The sequence below is a fragment of the Pseudomonas sp. FBCC-B35 genome (genome assembly GCF_059133755.1).
Genome location: NZ_CP101439.1, coordinates 948,526 through 963,617, shown reverse-complemented (window position 1 = coordinate 963,617; position 15,092 = coordinate 948,526). Strand labels below are relative to the sequence as shown.

The window sequence follows — 15,092 nt, the reverse complement described above, 5'->3', positions numbered from 1 at the left end:
CTGGCTCTCAACCACGGGCCACCTCCAGGCAGATATCGACGACGGTGCTGGTTGCAGCAGGTTTGGCCAGGCGTCTTGCGGTACCGGCCATGACAGTCAGTTTCTCGGGTTGCATCAGCACCTCGTTCAGGCGTTCAGCGAGCTGCGCTGCGCCAGTTGTCGCTTGTGGCATCAGGAAGGCAGCGCCTTCGCGGGCCAGATAATGGGCGTTATGGGTCTGGTGGTCGTCGATCGCATGGGGCAAGGGCACCAGCATCGAGGGCAGGCCCGCTGCCGCCAGCTCGCTGACGGTGAGGGCCCCGGCACGGCAGACCACCAGGTCGGCCCAGCCATAGGCTTGGGCCATGTCCTTGATGAAGGGCTCGACCTGCGCCTGGACACCCGCTTCGCGGTATCGCTCGGCGGTGATCGACGCATGTTGCTTGCCCGCCTGGTGGAACACCTTGGGGCGCACGGCTTCGGGCACTTCGGACAGCGCCTTAGGCAACAAAGTATTCAAGGGTTCCGCGCCCAGGCTACCGCCGAGTACCAGCAGGTGCGGTTGGCGCTGGCCAAGCGCAGGGCGCTCGGCATCCATGAACAGTTCCGCACGCACCGGATTGCCTGTGGTGCGGCGCTTTTCACTGGCCTGGAAGGTGTCGGGGAAGGCTTCGCACACCCGTGCAGCCAGAGGCACCAGCAAACGGTTGGCGGTGCCAGCGCGGGCATTTTGCTCATGAATGATCAGCGGCACCCCGCAAAGGCGCGCTGCCACGCCGCCGGGGCCTGTGACGTACCCGCCGAAGCCCAGCACACAGGCAGGCTTGAGCGCGCGGATGATGCGCCGGGCCTGCAGCACGGCCTTGACCAGGGTCAATGGGGCCTTGAGCAGCGACAGCTTGCCCTTGCCACGCAGGCCGGTGACCTGAATCTGATGCAGGGCAAGGCCGGCCTGGGGCACCAATTCATTCTCGATACCTCGCGGGGTACCCAGCCAGTGCACGGTATAGCCACGCGCCTGGAACTCGCGCGCGCAGGCCAGCGCCGGGAACACGTGACCGCCGGTTCCGCCAGCCATGATCAATACGTTCTTGCCTTCAGCGGCCATGGGCAGGCTCCTCGGCAAAATCGCTTTCGCTGAATTCGTGCTCCTCGCTGCCCAGGTGGGTACGGCTTTCCCATTCGATGCGCAGCAGCAGCCCCACACACGCGCAACAGATGACCAGCGAGCTGCCGCCATAGCTGAGGAACGGCAGGGTCAGGCCTTTGGTCGGCAGCAAACCGACGTTCACGCCAATGTTGATCAGGAACTGACCAATCCACAGGAAGGCCAGCCCGAAGGCCATGTACGCGGCGAAGAACTGTTTGGCTTTTTCGGCCCAGAGCCCGATGTACAGCGCACGGACAGTGACGAAGACGAACAGCGCGATGGTGACCAGCGAGCCCACCACACCCAGCTCTTCGGCCAGCACCGAGAACACGAAGTCGGTGTGCGCTTCAGGCAGGTAGAACTGCTTCTGCACGCTGTTGCCCAGGCCCACGCCAAGCCACTCGCCACGCCCGAATGCGATCAGGGCCTGAGTCAACTGGTAGCCGGAGCCGAACTGATCGGACCAGGGGTCGGTGAAGGTGATCAGTCGCGCCATTCGATAGGGCTGCGCCTGCACCAGCACGAACACCGCGACAACCGCCAGCACCACCATCAGGCTGAATCGGAACAGCCCCACCCCACCCAGGAACAGCATGGCAGCCGCCGCCCCCATCATCACCACGGTGGCGCCGAAGTCCGGCTCCATCAGCAGCAGGCCAGCCATGGGCAGCAGCACGATGAACGGCTTGAAAAAGCCCATCCAGCTTTCCCGCACCTCGGTCTGACGGCGTACCAGGTAGCCGGCAAGGTAGATGACCACGAATACCTTGGCGATTTCAGACGGCTGGACGTTGAAGAAGCTGAAGCCGATCCAGCGCATCGAGCCGTTGACCTCGCGCCCGATCCCGGGCACCAGCACCATGACCAACAGGCCGAAGGCCCCCAGGAGCATCATGAAGCCCATGCGCTGCCAGGTGGCAATTGGCACCATCATGGTCGCGCCACAGGCGACCAGCCCGAGGAAAACGTAAACCAGGTGCCGGTACATGTGGTAAAGCGGGTTGCCGGACTGAACGGCGGCCACTTCCGAGGAGGCGGAAGTGATCATCACCAGGCCCAGGCCCAGCAGCGCCAGGCAACCGGCCAGCAGGGGGAAGTCCAGGTCGATGCCACGGCCGCTGATCAGCGGCGACGGATAGGGCTTGAGGATGCCGAAGATCATGCCAGTGCTCCCGCTGCCTGGGCAAACAGGCGCCCGCGTTCTTCGAAGTTCTTGAACATGTCGAGGCTGGCGCAGGCTGGCGACAGCAGAACGGCATCACCGGGCTGTGCCAGCTCGGCGCAGCGCTGAACGGCGTCGTCCAGGGAGGCCACCCGCAACAGCGGCGCAGCATCACCCAGGGCCTGGCCCAGGCGTTCGGCATCACGGCCCAGCAACACCACGGCGCGGCAGTAGCGCCGGACCGGTTCGCGCAACGCGGCAAAATCGGCGCCCTTGCCGTCGCCTCCGACAATCAGCACCAGCTTGCCTGCTGTATCGGCACCCAGGCCTTCGATGGCTGCCAGTGCGGCGCCAACGTTGGTGGCCTTGGAGTCGTCATACCAGTTCACGCCGTTGCGCTCACGTACCCACTGGCAGCGGTGAGCGAGCCCCGTGAATTCACGCAGCGCCTGCAGCATCGGCTCGAAGGGCAGGCCCGCAGCATGGCCCAGGGCCAGTGCGGCCAGCGCATTGCTTTGGTTATGGGCGCCGCGCACCTTGAGGTCGCGAACCGGCATCAGGGTTTGGAACGCGAAGGCCAGGTATTTCTCGCCGTCCACCTCGCGCAGGCCGAACGCCTTGAAGTCGGGCTCGCCCAGGCCAAAGGTCCAGCAGGGACGGCCTTCGACCGGCAGGGGACGGCTGAGCGCGTCCTGGCGATTGACCACCACCTGCCGCGCACCACGGAAGATGCGGTGCTTGGCCAGGTGGTAGGCCGGCAGGCCACTGTAGCGGTCCATGTGGTCTTCGCTGATGTTCAGCACCGTGGCGACTTCGGCATTGAGCTGGTCGGTGGTTTCCAGCTGGAAGCTGGACAGCTCCATTACGTACAGCTCCACGTCATCGGCCAACAGGTCGAGGGCCGGTGTGCCAAGGTTGCCGCCGACCGCCACGCGCTTGCCCGCCCTGGCGGCCATTTCGCCGACCAGGGTGGTGACGGTGCTTTTGGCATTCGATCCACTGATGGCGATGATGGGTGCCTTGGCGTTGCGCGCGAACAGTTCGATGTCGCCGGACAGCTTGACCCCACGGGCAGCGGCTTGTTGCAGCGCCGGCGTAGCCAAGGCCAGGCCTGGGCTGACGTACAGCTCGCTGGCGCGGCACAGGAAGTCCACGTCAAGCTCGCCACAGCGTACTTCCACCTGCGGGTAGTCACGGCGCAGGGTTTCCAGTTCCGGCGGTTGCTCGCGGGTATCGGCGACCGCAAAGGCGATGCCCCGGCTCGCCAGGAAGCGAACCAGGGACATGCCGCTCTTGCCGAGGCCGACAACGATGCGGAATTGGTCGGAAGCGATCAGTGACACGCGCATCTACCTCAGTTTCAGGGTGGCAAGGCCAATCAGCACCAGGATCACGGTGATGATCCAGAATCGGACGATCACGCGTGGCTCTGGCCAGCCCTTGAGTTCAAAGTGGTGGTGAATCGGCGCCATGCGGAACACGCGCTTGCCGGTCAGCTTGAACGAAGCGACCTGGATGACCACGGACAGGGTTTCCATCACGAACACGCCGCCCATGATGAACAGCACGATCTCCTGGCGCACGATCACGGCGATGGTGCCCAGCGCCGCGCCCAGCGCCAATGCCCCCACATCGCCCATGAACACTTGTGCCGGGTAGGTGTTGAACCACAGAAAGCCGAGGCCAGCACCGATCAGTGCGCCGCAGAACACGATCAGCTCACCGGAGCCGGGCACGTACGGGATCAACAGGTACTCGGCGAACTTCACGTTGCCCGACAGGTAGCAGAAGATGCCCAGCGCCCCGCCGACCATCACGGTCGGCATGATGGCTAGGCCATCCAGGCCATCGGTCAGGTTCACGGCGTTGCTGGAGCCGACGATGACGAAATAGGTCAGCACCACGAAACCGATGCCCAGGGGAATGGTGACGTCCTTGATGAACGGCAGTATCAGGGTGGTCTCGACACTGGTCGGGGCGGTCTTGTAGAGGAACACCGCCGCAGCCAGGCCGAACACCGACTGCCAGAAGTACTTCCAGCGACTTGGCAGGCCACGGGAGTTCTTCTCGATGACCTTGCGGTAGTCGTCGACCCAGCCGATGGCACCGAAGGCCAGGGTGACGATCAGCACCACCCAGACATATCGGTTGGTCAGGTCGGCCCACAGCAAAGTACTGACGGCGATGGCAGACAGGATCAACGCCCCGCCCATGGTCGGCGTACCGGACTTGGACAGGTGCGACTGCGGCCCGTCATTGCGCACGGCCTGGCCGATCTGGCGAATTTGCAGCGTACGGATCATCCACGGCCCCAGCCACAGCGCCAGCGACAACGCGGTAAGCACCCCGAGAATCCCGCGCAGGGAGAGGTACTGGAAGACCGCGAAGCCTTTGTGGAACTGTTGCAGATACTCGGCCAACAGCAGCAGCATTAATGTTTCTCCCCGCTGGCACCGCACAGTGCAGCCACGACGTTTTCCATCGCAGCGCTGCGCGAGCCCTTGATCAAGATAGTGGTATCGCTGGCATTTTCGGCACTGACTGCTTCGATCAGCGCGGCCTGCGTAGCGTAATGGTGGCCATGGGTCCCGAACGCCTCGACGGCGTGCGCCATGTTGGCACCCACCGCATACAAGGCGTCGACCTTGCCGCGTGCGTAGTCACCCACCTGACGGTGACCTTCCTGCGCCCACTGACCCAGCTCGCCGATTTCTCCAAGCACCAGGACGGTGCGTCCGGAAAAGCCGGCGAGTATATCAATGGCGGCACACATGGAGGTGGGATTTGCGTTGTAACTGTCATCGATCACACGAGCACCGCGCGGGGTGACCTGCGCCACGGTGCGGCCCTTGACCGGCTGAACCGCAGCCAGGCCTGCGGCAATACCCTGCAGGCTGATGCCCACGGAATGGGCAGCGGCGGCGGCGGCCAGGGCGTTGCTGACGTTGTGCACGCCCAGCACGTTGAGTTGCACCTGCACCTGCTCGCCGGCCCCGTGCAGGGTGAAGGACGGGCAACCGCGGGGATCACGGCCAATGCCACTGGCATGGAAATCGGCACGGGGATCGTCGAGCGCAAAGCTCACGACCCGGTGATCGCCAGCACGCGTGCGCCAGGTGTCGAAGGCCTTGTCGGCCAGGTTGAGAATGGCTGTACCGCCCTCACCCAGCCCTTCGAGGATTTCGCCCTTGGCCTCGACGATCTTGTCCGGGCCGCCGAATTCACCCACGTGCGCGGTGCCGGCATTATTGATGATCACCACCTGAGGCTGGGTCAGGCCCACGGTGTAGCGAATCTCGCCGATGCGCGAGGCGCCCAGCTCGATGACGGCGGCGCTATGCTCGGGGGCAATTTCCAACAAGGTCAGGGGCGCGCCCAGGTCATTGTTCAGGTTGCCTCGTGTGGCATGCACCAGGCCGCGCGTGCGCAAAATGCTGGCGAGCATTTCCTTGACTGTGGTCTTGCCGCTGGACCCGGTAATGGCCACCACGGGCTTGTCGAAGGCGGCCCGGTTGAGTGCTCCAAGCTGGCCAAGGGCCAGGCGGCAATCGGCGACCACCAATTGCGGCAGGTCGACGCCTTGCACTTCGCGCTCTACCAGCGCCGCCACGGCGCCCTTGGCCTTGACGTCTGCCAGGTAGTCATGGCCGTCGAAGCGCGGGCCGGTCAGGGCAACGAAGAGCTGCCCCGGCACGACGCTACGGCTGTCGATGCTGACGCCATCGAAGCGAGCATCGGCGCCGGTCAGGCGGCCGTGCAAGGTGGAGCTCACCTGGCTGAGCGTCATCGCCTCAAGCATTGGGGGCCTCCCAGGCTGCGAGTGCCTTTTCGGCCTCGGTCAAATCGGAAAACGCATGCCGCTGCGCGTTGATTTCCTGATAATCCTCATGTCCCTTGCCGGCCAGCACGATGACGTCGGCGGCGCGGGCACCGGCGATCAGCTGGGCGATGGCCTCGCCGCGACCGGGCACGAACGCCACCTCGGTCGGCGCCGTAAAGCCGGGACGAATATCGTCGAATATGCGCATCGGGTCTTCGGTCCGCGGGTTGTCGTCGGTCACCAGCACCCGGTCGGCCAGGCGCTCGGCCACTTCTGCCATCAGCGGGCGCTTGCCCCGGTCACGGTCGCCGCCACAGCCGAACAGGCACAGCAGTTGCCCGTGGGCATGAGGGCGCAGGGCCTGGAGCACTTTTTCCAGGGCATCGGGCGTGTGCGCGTAATCGACCACCACCAGGGGCTTTTCGCCGCCGCCCAGGCGTTGCATGCGGCCAACAGGGCCGTGCAGCTGCGGCATGACCTTGAGGATCTCGTCCAGCGCGTAATCCAATGCCAGCAAGGTCGCCACGGCCGCCAATACGTTGCTCAGGTTGAAGCGACCCAGCAGCTGCGTGCGCAACGTGCGCTCGCCCTGGGCGGTGACGAGGGTGGCGCAGACGCCATCGTCGTCGAACGTGGCCTCGGGGCAATACAGCGAGGCGTCGGGGTGCTCCAGGCTGTAGCTGATCAGCCGGGTATCGATGCGATCGGCCATCGGCTTGCGAGCGTAGGCGTCAGCAAGGCGTTGACCGAAGTCGTCGTCCAGATTGACCACCTGGCAGCGCAGGCTTGGCCAGGCAAACAGCTTGGCCTTGGCCGCTTCGTAGGCCTGCATGCTGCCGTGGTAGTCGAGGTGGTCACGGGACAGGTTGGTCATCACCGCGATGTCGAACGCCAGGGCCGCTACACGCCCCTGTTCCAGGGCATGGGAGGACACTTCCATGGCCACGGCCTTGGCGCCTTGTTTTTTCAAGTCATACAGGGTCGACTGCACGGCGATCGGGTCAGGCGTGGTCAGGCGGCCGCTTTTCAGCTCGCCGTAGAAACCCGTCCCCAGGGTACCCACCAGGCCGCAACGCTGGCCCAACAGGTCGAGCGCCTGTGCCACCAGTTGGGTAACGCTGGTCTTGCCGTTGGTGCCGGTCACGCCCACCAGGTTCAATTGGCGGCTGGGCTCGCCATAGAAGCGCCCGGCGATGTCCGACAGCTGGGCGATCAGGCCTTTGACTGGAATCAGCGGTACATCGGTCAGCGGCAGCACCGTGGCGCCCTGTTCCTCGTAAGCCACGGCGGCAGCGCCACGGGCCAGCGCGTCGGCGATATGCTCGCGGCCGTCGACCTTGGCCCCAGGCACCGCCAGGAACAGGTCGCCTGGGCGCACGTTGCGGCTGTCGAGGGTCAGTTCACGAATCAGCGGATCGCGGCTGGCATGGGCGAAGAGCTTGCTCAATGGCATTGTCATTATCCACGCCCTCCGTTGGCAGCTGCTGCATTGACTTGCGATTGGCTTGCCGGCGCTGCCGGCGCAGGGGGCGGCAGGTTGTCTGGCGGCACGTTCATCAACCGAAGGGTGCCGGACATGACCTTGCTGAACACAGGTGCCGATACCAGACCGCCGAAGTACCCGCCTTTGCCGGGCTCGTCGATCACCACGACGATCGCATAACGCGGATCGCTCATCGGACCGAAACCTGCGAACAGCGAGCGATAGGCATTTTCGGTGTAGCCCTTGGAGCCCACCGTGGCTTTACGCGCGGTACCGGACTTGCCGGCCACGTGATAGAACGGCACCTGGGCACGGAATACGCCGCGCGGCGCCTCGATCACTTGCTGGAGCATGCCCTGCACGGTCTCTGCGGTGTCCTTGGGAATCGCCTGGACGGCCTCGGGCGCCTTGTCCACCTTGAGGATCGACAGCGGCACCATCTTGCCGTCGTTGGCCAAGGCTGCATAAGCGTGCACCAGCTGCAGGGCGGTGACCGAAACGCCGTAGCCGTACGACAGCGTGGCTGTTTCGGCCTTGCGCCATTCCCGGTGGTTGGGCAGGTTGCCGACGCGCTCACCCGGGAAACCCAGGCCGGTGTACTGACCCAGCCCGACCTGAGACATGACCCGGTAGATGGCTTCGCCGCCGATATCGAAGGCGATCTTGCTCATGCCCACGTTACTGGAGTTGATCAGAATGCCGGTCAGGTCGAGGATCGGACCTTCGCTTCGGGACACGTCCTTGATGGTGTAGCGACCGATCTGCAGGCTGCCCGGATAAACCTCGACCTTGTCGGTGGGCTTCCAGCGGCCACTTTCCAGTGCGGCACTCATCGAGATGGGCTTGACCGTGGAACCAGGCTCGAATACGTCGATGATGGCCCGGTTGCGCATGGCCGCCGGGAACATGCTGCGGCGGTTGTTAGGGTTGTAGGTAGGCTGGTTGACCATCGCCAGAACCTCACCGGTCTTGACGTCCATGATCACCAGGCTACCGGCCTTGGCGTCCTGCTCGGCGATGGCGTTACGCAGTTCGCGGGTAGCCAGGTACTGAAGGCGCAGGTCAATCGACAACGCCAAGGTCTTCCCTGCCTTGGCGTTCTTGGTGACCTGGATGTCCTTGATCAGGCGACCGCGCCGGTCCTTGATCACCTGCCGCTTGCCCGGCACACCGGCCAGCCACTCGTCATAGGCCAGCTCGACACCTTCGCGACCGTGATCATCCAGGTCGGTAAAACCGACCATGTGGGCGGTCACGTCACCAGCGGGGTAGAAGCGGCGGAACTCTTCCAGCCCATAGACGCCTGGCACCTTCAGGTCCAGCACATGCTGCCCCTGCTCCGGCGTCAGGCCGCGGACCAGGTAGATGAATTCCTTGTTGGCCTGCTGGGTCAGGCGTTCGGTGAGCTGCTGTGGATTCTGCCCAAGGGCGGTTGCCAACTGCGGCCACCGATCGCGCGAAGCCTGCATTTCCTTGGGGTTGGCCCACAGGGTGGTGACCGGCGTACTGACCGCCAGTGGCTCGCCATTGCGGTCTGTGATCAAGCCACGGTGCGCAGGGATAGGAATGTGACGCAGGCTGCGCGCATCGCCCTGCCCCTTGAGGAAATCGCGGTCGACGACCTGCAGGTCGATGATGCGCCAGCAAATGGCGCCGACCATCAGCGCCAGCAGGCCAACGACTACGCGGAACCGCCAGGGGTAGAGTGCGCCTTCGAGCTTCATCATGGCGCCACCATCCGCACTTCGTCAGCGGCTGGCACACGCATCTTGAGCTGCTCGGTGGCCAGGTTTTCGATGCGGCTGGCCGCCGTCCAGGTGCTTTGTTCCAGAATCAACCGGCCCCATTCGGCCTGGGCCTTGTCCCGCTCATTCAGCTCCCCGTACAGGGTATTGAGCAATTGCCGGTTCCAGTGCGCGCTATACGACACGGCAATGGCCGAGCCCAGCACGCCGACGAACAGCATGAGCATGAGGAAGCTGCCGCCCGGCAGAGGTTTGGCGAACAACTTGCTCACCGCAATTTCTCCGCAACACGCATCACCGCACTGCGTGAGCGGGGGTTGGCCTTGAGCTCTGCATCGGAGGCGAACTGGGCTTTACCGATCAGCTTGATCTTGGGCTCGAACACCTTGTGCTGCACGGGCAGGTTGCGCGGCAGGTTGTCAGCTTCGCCCTTGGCCAGTTTGCGCATGAACAGCTTGACGATCCGGTCTTCGAGCGAGTGGAAGCTGATCACGGCCAGGCGACCGCCAACCTCCAGCGCGTCGATAGCCGCTTGCAGCCCGGTTTCCAGGTCACCGAGTTCGTTGTTGACATGGATACGCAGGCCCTGGAACGCGCGGGTGGCAGGGTTCTTGCCCTTCTCCCACGCAGGGTTGGCTACCTTGAGAACCTCGGCAAGGTCACCGGTGCGGGTGAACGGCTGCTTTTCACGGCGCTCGACGACGGCACGGGCCATACGGCCGGCAAAGCGCTCCTCGCCATACTCCTTGAACACGCGGGCGATTTCCTCGACCGGCGCGGTGGCAATGAATTCGGCGGCGCTGATGCCCTGATCGGGATTCATGCGCATGTCCAGCGGCCCGTCGTTGAGAAAGCTAAAGCCACGTTCCGGGTCGTCGAGCTGAGGTGAGGACACACCCAGGTCCATCAGTATCCCGCTCACCTTGCCGTGCAGGCCGCGTTCGGCCACTTCTGCACCCAGCTCGGCAAAGCTGCGCTGCACAATGACAAAGCGGCCGTCTTCGGCCGCCAGCGCTTGCCCTGTGGCAATCGCTTGTGGATCTTTATCAAAGCCCAGTAGCTGCCCTTGTGGGCCGAGCCTGCTGAGAATCAACCGACTGTGTCCGCCACGGCCAAAGGTGCCGTCCAGATAGCAACCGTCGGCGCGCAAGGCCAGTGCCTCGACAGCTTCGTCGAGCAGGACGGTAATGTGGTTGAAGCCGCTATCTATGGTCACAGGATCAGGTCACGCAATTCGTCGGGCATGGCGCCCGGTTGTTGGATAGCTGCGAGGTCGGCTGCCGAAACCGTGTTCCAGGCTTCCTCATCCCACAGCTGGAATTTGTTCAGTTGCCCCACCAGCATCGCCTTCTTGTCCAGCCGGGCGTACTCACGCAAGCGGGGCGGCACCAGGAAGCGACCACTGCCATCAAGCTCAAGGTCGACCGCGTTACCGATCAGCAAGCGCTGCAGGCGGCGGTTTTCCTCACGAAGCGACGGCAAGGCTCGCAACTTGGCTTCAATTTGCTCCCACTCATCGAGCGGGTAGACGCACAAACAGGGATCGACAGCATCGATGGTCACGATCAGCTGCCCGTTGCAACGCGAATCGAGCTCGTCACGATACCGGCTCGGCATGGCGAGACGGCCCTTGGCATCGAGACTGACGGCATTGGCTCCGCGAAACACGGCTGCGATTCCCCACAATATTAGCTTTTTTGTGTCAGAAAACCCACTTCATCCCACTTTCTGCCACTTGCGCACACTATAGGAATCCGCCCGCAGCACCGTCAAGGCACGTTCGGAAGGAAAAGCCTTACATGACCGAGATTTAGCGCGTTAAAGGAATGTGGAAAGACTATCTGGGGAATAAAAAGACTTGAGAAATCAAACGCGCACAACCCGATGCGGGCCGAACTTAAAGTGATTTATCAAGAGTAAGATTTTTTCGGCATTACCAGATGAGATCTGCTATCGATTCAAGCAGGAAGGAAAAGGTGGAGAGTCGATCTGTAAGCCGGGTTTTGTCGAGGACAGTCATTCCTCTACGACGGCCATCACTGGACGCCTCTAGCAACCTACCCGGTTCCGACGCGGGCCACGCCTGATGGAACCCTATTTGGTCTTGCTCCGAGTGGGGTTTACCTAGCCACGGACTGTTGCCAGCCGTGCGGTGCGCTCTTACCGCACCTTTTCACCCTTACCGGCACCGAAGTGCTTAGGCGGTTGTTTTCTGTGGCACTTTCCGTAGGCTCGCGCCTCCCAGGCGTTACCTGGCACTCTGCCCTGCGGAGCCCGGACTTTCCTCCCCCCGCCAGCGACACCGCAATGCGGTGGAACTTAAACGGGCAGCGACTGTCCGATCGACTCTCCGGCGCAAAGAGTACCGGCAGATGCTGCCAAGAACAAGCGTTACCGCCACATATATCAATTAGCCACTACTGCTCTTTCTGTTTTTCCAGCGCAACTTGATACAGCAGGTTCTTGCGTACGCCCGTTATTTCCGACGCCAGCGCCGCGGCCCGCTTGAGCGGAAGCTCGGCCAGCAGCAGGTCAAGTACCCGCTGCGCCTCGGTGCCAATCCCCTGCTCGCCTTCCGGGGCGCTCCAGCCGCCTACCAATACCACGCATTCACCCCGCTGCTGATTGCTGTCGCCGGCCACGAACGCATGCAACTCGGACAAAGGCAGGCCCTTGAGGGTTTCAAACGTTTTGGTGATTTCACGCGCCAGCACCGCTGGGCGATCTGCGCCAAACACTGCCTGCATGTCGTCCAGGCACTCCAGGATGCGATGCGGCGCCTCATAGAAGATCAAGGTACGCGGCTCCTCCTTGACCTGCTCCAGACGGGCGCGGCGCCCCGCTGCCTTGGCCGGCAGGAAACCTTCGAAGATGAAACGATCCGAAGGCAAGCCTGCCGCCGACAGTGCGGCGATCAAGGCACAGGCGCCAGGTACCGGCACCACGGGTACGCCTGCACTGCGAGCCTGCCGGACCAGGTGATAACCCGGATCCGAAATCAACGGGGTGCCTGCGTCAGACACCAGCGCCACATCGTCGCCGGCCAATAGCCGGGTCAGAAAGCGCCCCCCCTCGTCCCGCTCGTTATGTTCGTGACAGGCGGCCAGCGGAGTGTCGATGCCGAAGTGTTGAAGCAGGCGGATCGAATGGCGCGTGTCCTCGGCAGCAATCAGGGACACGCCTGCCAGCACCTTCAGCGCCCTGGCACTCATGTCGTCAAGATTGCCGATAGGTGTTGCCACCACATAAAGCGTTCCCACGGGGGCGGTCGAAGCCCCGGCCACATCAGTCACTGCACGCACCTGCGATTGAAATCAAAGCGGGCATTGTAGCCCGAGCACCCGCAACAGCGCGCAAAGAAGTTGAACGCCGCTGCGCGGCAGCAGGCCTATAGTGATGCTTTCACACGGCGACATCGCGCCCCAGCCAGCGCTTGGGTACAATCGCCAGCCAACTTGATCGAGTAACAGGACAATTACATGATCGCCTGCCTGCGGCTGCTCACAGCCTTCTGTCTCGCTGCCCTGCTGGCAGCTTGCGCCAGTTCGCCCTCATCCAGCCTTGGCGAGCTCCCCCGTACGCCGGATGCCAGCATCGAGCAGTTGCTCGAAAGGGCGACCTCCAGCAAGTCTGCCGAAGATGCCGCACTGCTGCGCCTGAGCGCCGCAGACATGGCCTACCAGCAAAAGGACTTCCCGCGCGCCGCACGCATTCTCGAACAAGTCCAGGTAGAGACGCTCAAGCCAGCCCAGCAGGTGTTCGCCGTTACGCTGGCGGCCGAACTTGCCATGAGCCGCAATCAACCCAAGGCGGCCCTGAGCGCATTGCAGCACCCCAGCCTGCAGCACGTGCCCGAATTGCCTGCGCAACAGCAAGTGCGTACCTATTCGGTACACGCCGCCGCCCTGGAAGCCGACGGGCAGGCCATGGCCGCCGCCCAGCAGCGCGTGCTGTTGGCACCGCTGCTCAGCGGGCAAGCTGCCAGCGCCAACCACGATGCCATCTGGTCACTGGTCGCCTCGCTGTCGAACGAGCAACTGCAACAGCCCACCAGCGATCCTGTCCTGGCAGGCTGGTCCAGCTTGGCCCTGACCGTCAAGGGCGCTGGTACCTTGGAACAGCAACAGGCAGCGATCGACGACTGGGTCAAACAGCACCCGGATCATCCTGCCGCGAAACAGTTGCCAACCGCTCTGACCAAGCTCAAGGAGCTGGCTAGCCAGCCTCTGACGCGCATCGCCCTGCTACTTCCCCAGGAAGGCCCATTGGCTGGCGTGGCGCGTGCGCTGCGTGACGGCTTCATGGCTGCCCACTTCCAGGCCCAGCAATCCGGGCAGCCTGCCCCGTCCGTGCAGATGGTCGACAGCTCCCGCCTAGGGTCGCTGGACGACTTCTACCGCCAGGCCCAGGCCGAGGGCGTGCAGCTTGTCATCGGCCCGCTGGAAAAACCGCTGGTCAAGCAACTGGCTGCCAAACCGCAGCTTCCGATCACAACCTTGGCACTGAACTACGCCGACGCCGGTCAGAAAGCGCCGCCTCAACTGTTCCAATTTGGCCTTGCCGCCGAGGACGAAGCCCGCGAGGTGTCCCGCAGGGCGCGCGCAGACGGCATGGTCCGTGCCGTTGCCATGGTGCCGAGCGGGGAATGGGGCGACCGTGTACTGGCCGCGTTCCGTCAGGACTGGGAGAGCAACGGCGGCACATTGCTGGCTGCAGAGCGTATTGCCCAGCCCGTGGCACTGGCCCAGCAGATTGCCGACCTGTTCCAGCTGCGCCAAAGCGAAGGTCGCGCCAAGAGCGTGCAAAGCACCGTGGGCGGCAGCATCGCTGCCCAGCCCGCGCGTCGCCAGGACATCGACTTCCTGTTCCTCGCAGCCACCCCACAGCAGGCACAGCAAATCAAGCCGACCCTGAACTTCCAGTATGCAGGTGATGTGCCGGTCTATGCCACCTCCAACCTGTACAGCGCCAGCGGCGATGTGAACCAGTACAACGACATGAACGGCATCCGTTTCTGTGAAACCCCATGGTTGCTCGACAGCAGCAACAGCCTCCGCCAGCAGGTGGTACAGCAATGGCCGCAAGCTGCCGGCAGCCTGGGTCGCCTGTATGCCATGGGGGTGGACGCCTACAGCCTGGCCCCGCGCCTGGGGCAGCTCAAGGCTCTGCCTGACAGCCGTATCCAGGGCCTGTCTGGCAACCTGGGCATCAATGCCAGCCAACGTGTTGAGCGTCAGCTGCCGTGGGCAGAGTTTGCCGGTGGCCAGGTCAAGCGCCTCCCCGACACGCCCCGTTGATGCCCCCTGCCTCGCCAAGCCATGCCGGGCAAGCAGCGGAAAACCAGGCCCTTGAGTACCTTCAAGGGCATGGCCTCAAGCTGATTGCCCGCAACTGGCGATGCAAAGGAGGCGAGCTTGATCTGGTCATGCTCGACGCCGATACAGTAGTATTCGTCGAAGTCCGCTATCGGTTGCACGCACGCTTCGGTGGCGCCCTCGGCAGTATCGATCAGCGCAAGCAGAAGCGGCTGGTGCTTGCCGCCAGCCTGTTCCTGCATCAGAAGCCTCAATGGGGCAACTGTCCTTGCCGCTTCGACGTGGTTGCCCTGCAAGGCAGCCATCATGCTGGCAAGCCGCTCGAATGGTTGAAAAACGCCTTCGAATGCTGAACCCACTCCGTTCTTTTTGCTCTATGTTTCGCGGGCTGATTACCGTCGCGTGCCGCGCCGGCCTCCGCCCCATTTAAGGTCACCA

Annotated in this window: 13 protein-coding genes and 1 other RNA gene; 2 read left to right on the top strand and 12 right to left on the bottom strand. The window is 63.5% G+C overall.

Annotated features, from left to right (window positions below; genetic code table 11):
* Positions 1–7: 7 nt before the first annotated feature.
* From murG to rsmI, 12 genes are all read right to left on the bottom strand, one after another.
* The gene (murG, locus tag NMB38_RS04265) at positions 8–1,087 is read right to left on the bottom strand and encodes an undecaprenyldiphospho-muramoylpentapeptide beta-N-acetylglucosaminyltransferase (protein WP_088522915.1); all 1,080 of its coding nucleotides are present in this window, start codon (positions 1,085–1,087) and stop codon (positions 8–10) included.
* The gene (gene ftsW / locus NMB38_RS04260; protein WP_023534433.1) at positions 1,077–2,291 is read right to left on the bottom strand and encodes a putative lipid II flippase FtsW; all 1,215 of its coding nucleotides are present in this window, start codon (positions 2,289–2,291) and stop codon (positions 1,077–1,079) included. Before ftsW ends, murG begins: the two co-directional genes overlap by 11 nt.
* A complete protein-coding gene (gene murD / locus NMB38_RS04255) occupies positions 2,288–3,634 on the bottom strand; it encodes a UDP-N-acetylmuramoyl-L-alanine--D-glutamate ligase (protein ID WP_059184114.1) in 1,347 nt (448 codons plus the stop codon). Before murD ends, ftsW begins: the two co-directional genes overlap by 4 nt.
* A gap of 6 nt (positions 3,635–3,640) precedes the next feature.
* The gene (gene mraY, locus NMB38_RS04250) at positions 3,641–4,723 is read right to left on the bottom strand and encodes a phospho-N-acetylmuramoyl-pentapeptide-transferase (protein ID WP_015271711.1); all 1,083 of its coding nucleotides are present in this window, start codon (positions 4,721–4,723) and stop codon (positions 3,641–3,643) included.
* On the bottom strand, positions 4,723–6,090 hold the full coding sequence (locus NMB38_RS04245) for a UDP-N-acetylmuramoyl-tripeptide--D-alanyl-D-alanine ligase (RefSeq protein WP_028687201.1): 1,368 nt from the start codon (positions 6,088–6,090) through the stop codon (positions 4,723–4,725). The genes mraY and NMB38_RS04245 overlap by 1 nt, the downstream gene beginning before the upstream one ends.
* Positions 6,083–7,573, bottom strand: a complete 1,491-nt coding sequence (locus NMB38_RS04240; RefSeq protein WP_373456113.1) for a UDP-N-acetylmuramoyl-L-alanyl-D-glutamate--2,6-diaminopimelate ligase — start codon at positions 7,571–7,573, stop codon at positions 6,083–6,085. Before NMB38_RS04240 ends, NMB38_RS04245 begins: the two co-directional genes overlap by 8 nt.
* Entirely contained in the window at positions 7,570–9,318 is a 1,749-nt protein-coding gene (locus tag NMB38_RS04235) for a peptidoglycan D,D-transpeptidase FtsI family protein (RefSeq protein WP_161631443.1), read from the bottom strand. Before NMB38_RS04235 ends, NMB38_RS04240 begins: the two co-directional genes overlap by 4 nt.
* The gene (gene ftsL, locus NMB38_RS04230; protein WP_023534348.1) at positions 9,318–9,611 is read right to left on the bottom strand and encodes a cell division protein FtsL; all 294 of its coding nucleotides are present in this window, start codon (positions 9,609–9,611) and stop codon (positions 9,318–9,320) included. Before ftsL ends, NMB38_RS04235 begins: the two co-directional genes overlap by 1 nt.
* Complete coding sequence (gene rsmH, locus NMB38_RS04225) at positions 9,608–10,555, bottom strand: 16S rRNA (cytosine(1402)-N(4))-methyltransferase RsmH (protein ID WP_023534295.1); 948 nt, start codon at positions 10,553–10,555, stop codon at positions 9,608–9,610. The genes ftsL and rsmH overlap by 4 nt, the downstream gene beginning before the upstream one ends.
* Positions 10,552–11,007 carry a division/cell wall cluster transcriptional repressor MraZ gene (mraZ, locus tag NMB38_RS04220; RefSeq protein ID WP_023534344.1) on the bottom strand — a complete coding sequence of 152 codons (456 nt, stop codon included), beginning with the start codon at positions 11,005–11,007 and terminating at the stop codon, positions 10,552–10,554. The genes rsmH and mraZ overlap by 4 nt, the downstream gene beginning before the upstream one ends.
* A 308-nt stretch (positions 11,008–11,315) precedes the next feature.
* An RNA gene (gene rnpB, locus NMB38_RS04215) (RNase P RNA component class A) lies at positions 11,316–11,689 on the bottom strand.
* Positions 11,690–11,756: 67 nt separating this feature from the next.
* A complete protein-coding gene (gene rsmI / locus NMB38_RS04210; protein WP_219857988.1) occupies positions 11,757–12,551 on the bottom strand; it encodes a 16S rRNA (cytidine(1402)-2'-O)-methyltransferase in 795 nt (264 codons plus the stop codon).
* 267 nt (positions 12,552–12,818) lie between these two features.
* On the opposite strand from rsmI, the gene NMB38_RS04205 reads away from it, so the two are divergent.
* Together NMB38_RS04205 and NMB38_RS04200 are read left to right on the top strand one after the other, a co-directional pair.
* Complete coding sequence (locus tag NMB38_RS04205) at positions 12,819–14,636, top strand: penicillin-binding protein activator (RefSeq protein WP_104925869.1); 1,818 nt, start codon at positions 12,819–12,821, stop codon at positions 14,634–14,636.
* The gene (locus tag NMB38_RS04200; protein ID WP_027914475.1) at positions 14,636–15,007 is read left to right on the top strand and encodes a YraN family protein; all 372 of its coding nucleotides are present in this window, start codon (positions 14,636–14,638) and stop codon (positions 15,005–15,007) included. The genes NMB38_RS04205 and NMB38_RS04200 overlap by 1 nt, the downstream gene beginning before the upstream one ends.
* The last annotated feature ends 85 nt before the right edge of the window (positions 15,008–15,092 follow it).

Coding starts and splice junctions, on each gene's coding strand:
- murG (WP_088522915.1), bottom strand. CDS start 1,087: ATGGCCGCTGAAGGCAAGAACGTATTGATCATGGCTGGCGGAACCGGC.
- NMB38_RS04200 (WP_027914475.1), top strand. CDS start 14,636: ATGCCCCCTGCCTCGCCAAGCCATGCCGGGCAAGCAGCGGAAAACCAG.
- NMB38_RS04235 (WP_161631443.1), bottom strand. CDS start 9,318: ATGAAGCTCGAAGGCGCACTCTACCCCTGGCGGTTCCGCGTAGTCGTT.
- rsmI (WP_219857988.1), bottom strand. CDS start 12,551: ATGAGTGCCAGGGCGCTGAAGGTGCTGGCAGGCGTGTCCCTGATTGCT.
- mraY (WP_015271711.1), bottom strand. CDS start 4,723: ATGCTGCTGCTGTTGGCCGAGTATCTGCAACAGTTCCACAAAGGCTTC.
- NMB38_RS04245 (WP_028687201.1), bottom strand. CDS start 6,090: ATGCTTGAGGCGATGACGCTCAGCCAGGTGAGCTCCACCTTGCACGGC.
- ftsW (WP_023534433.1), bottom strand. CDS start 2,291: ATGATCTTCGGCATCCTCAAGCCCTATCCGTCGCCGCTGATCAGCGGC.
- NMB38_RS04205 (WP_104925869.1), top strand. CDS start 12,819: ATGATCGCCTGCCTGCGGCTGCTCACAGCCTTCTGTCTCGCTGCCCTG.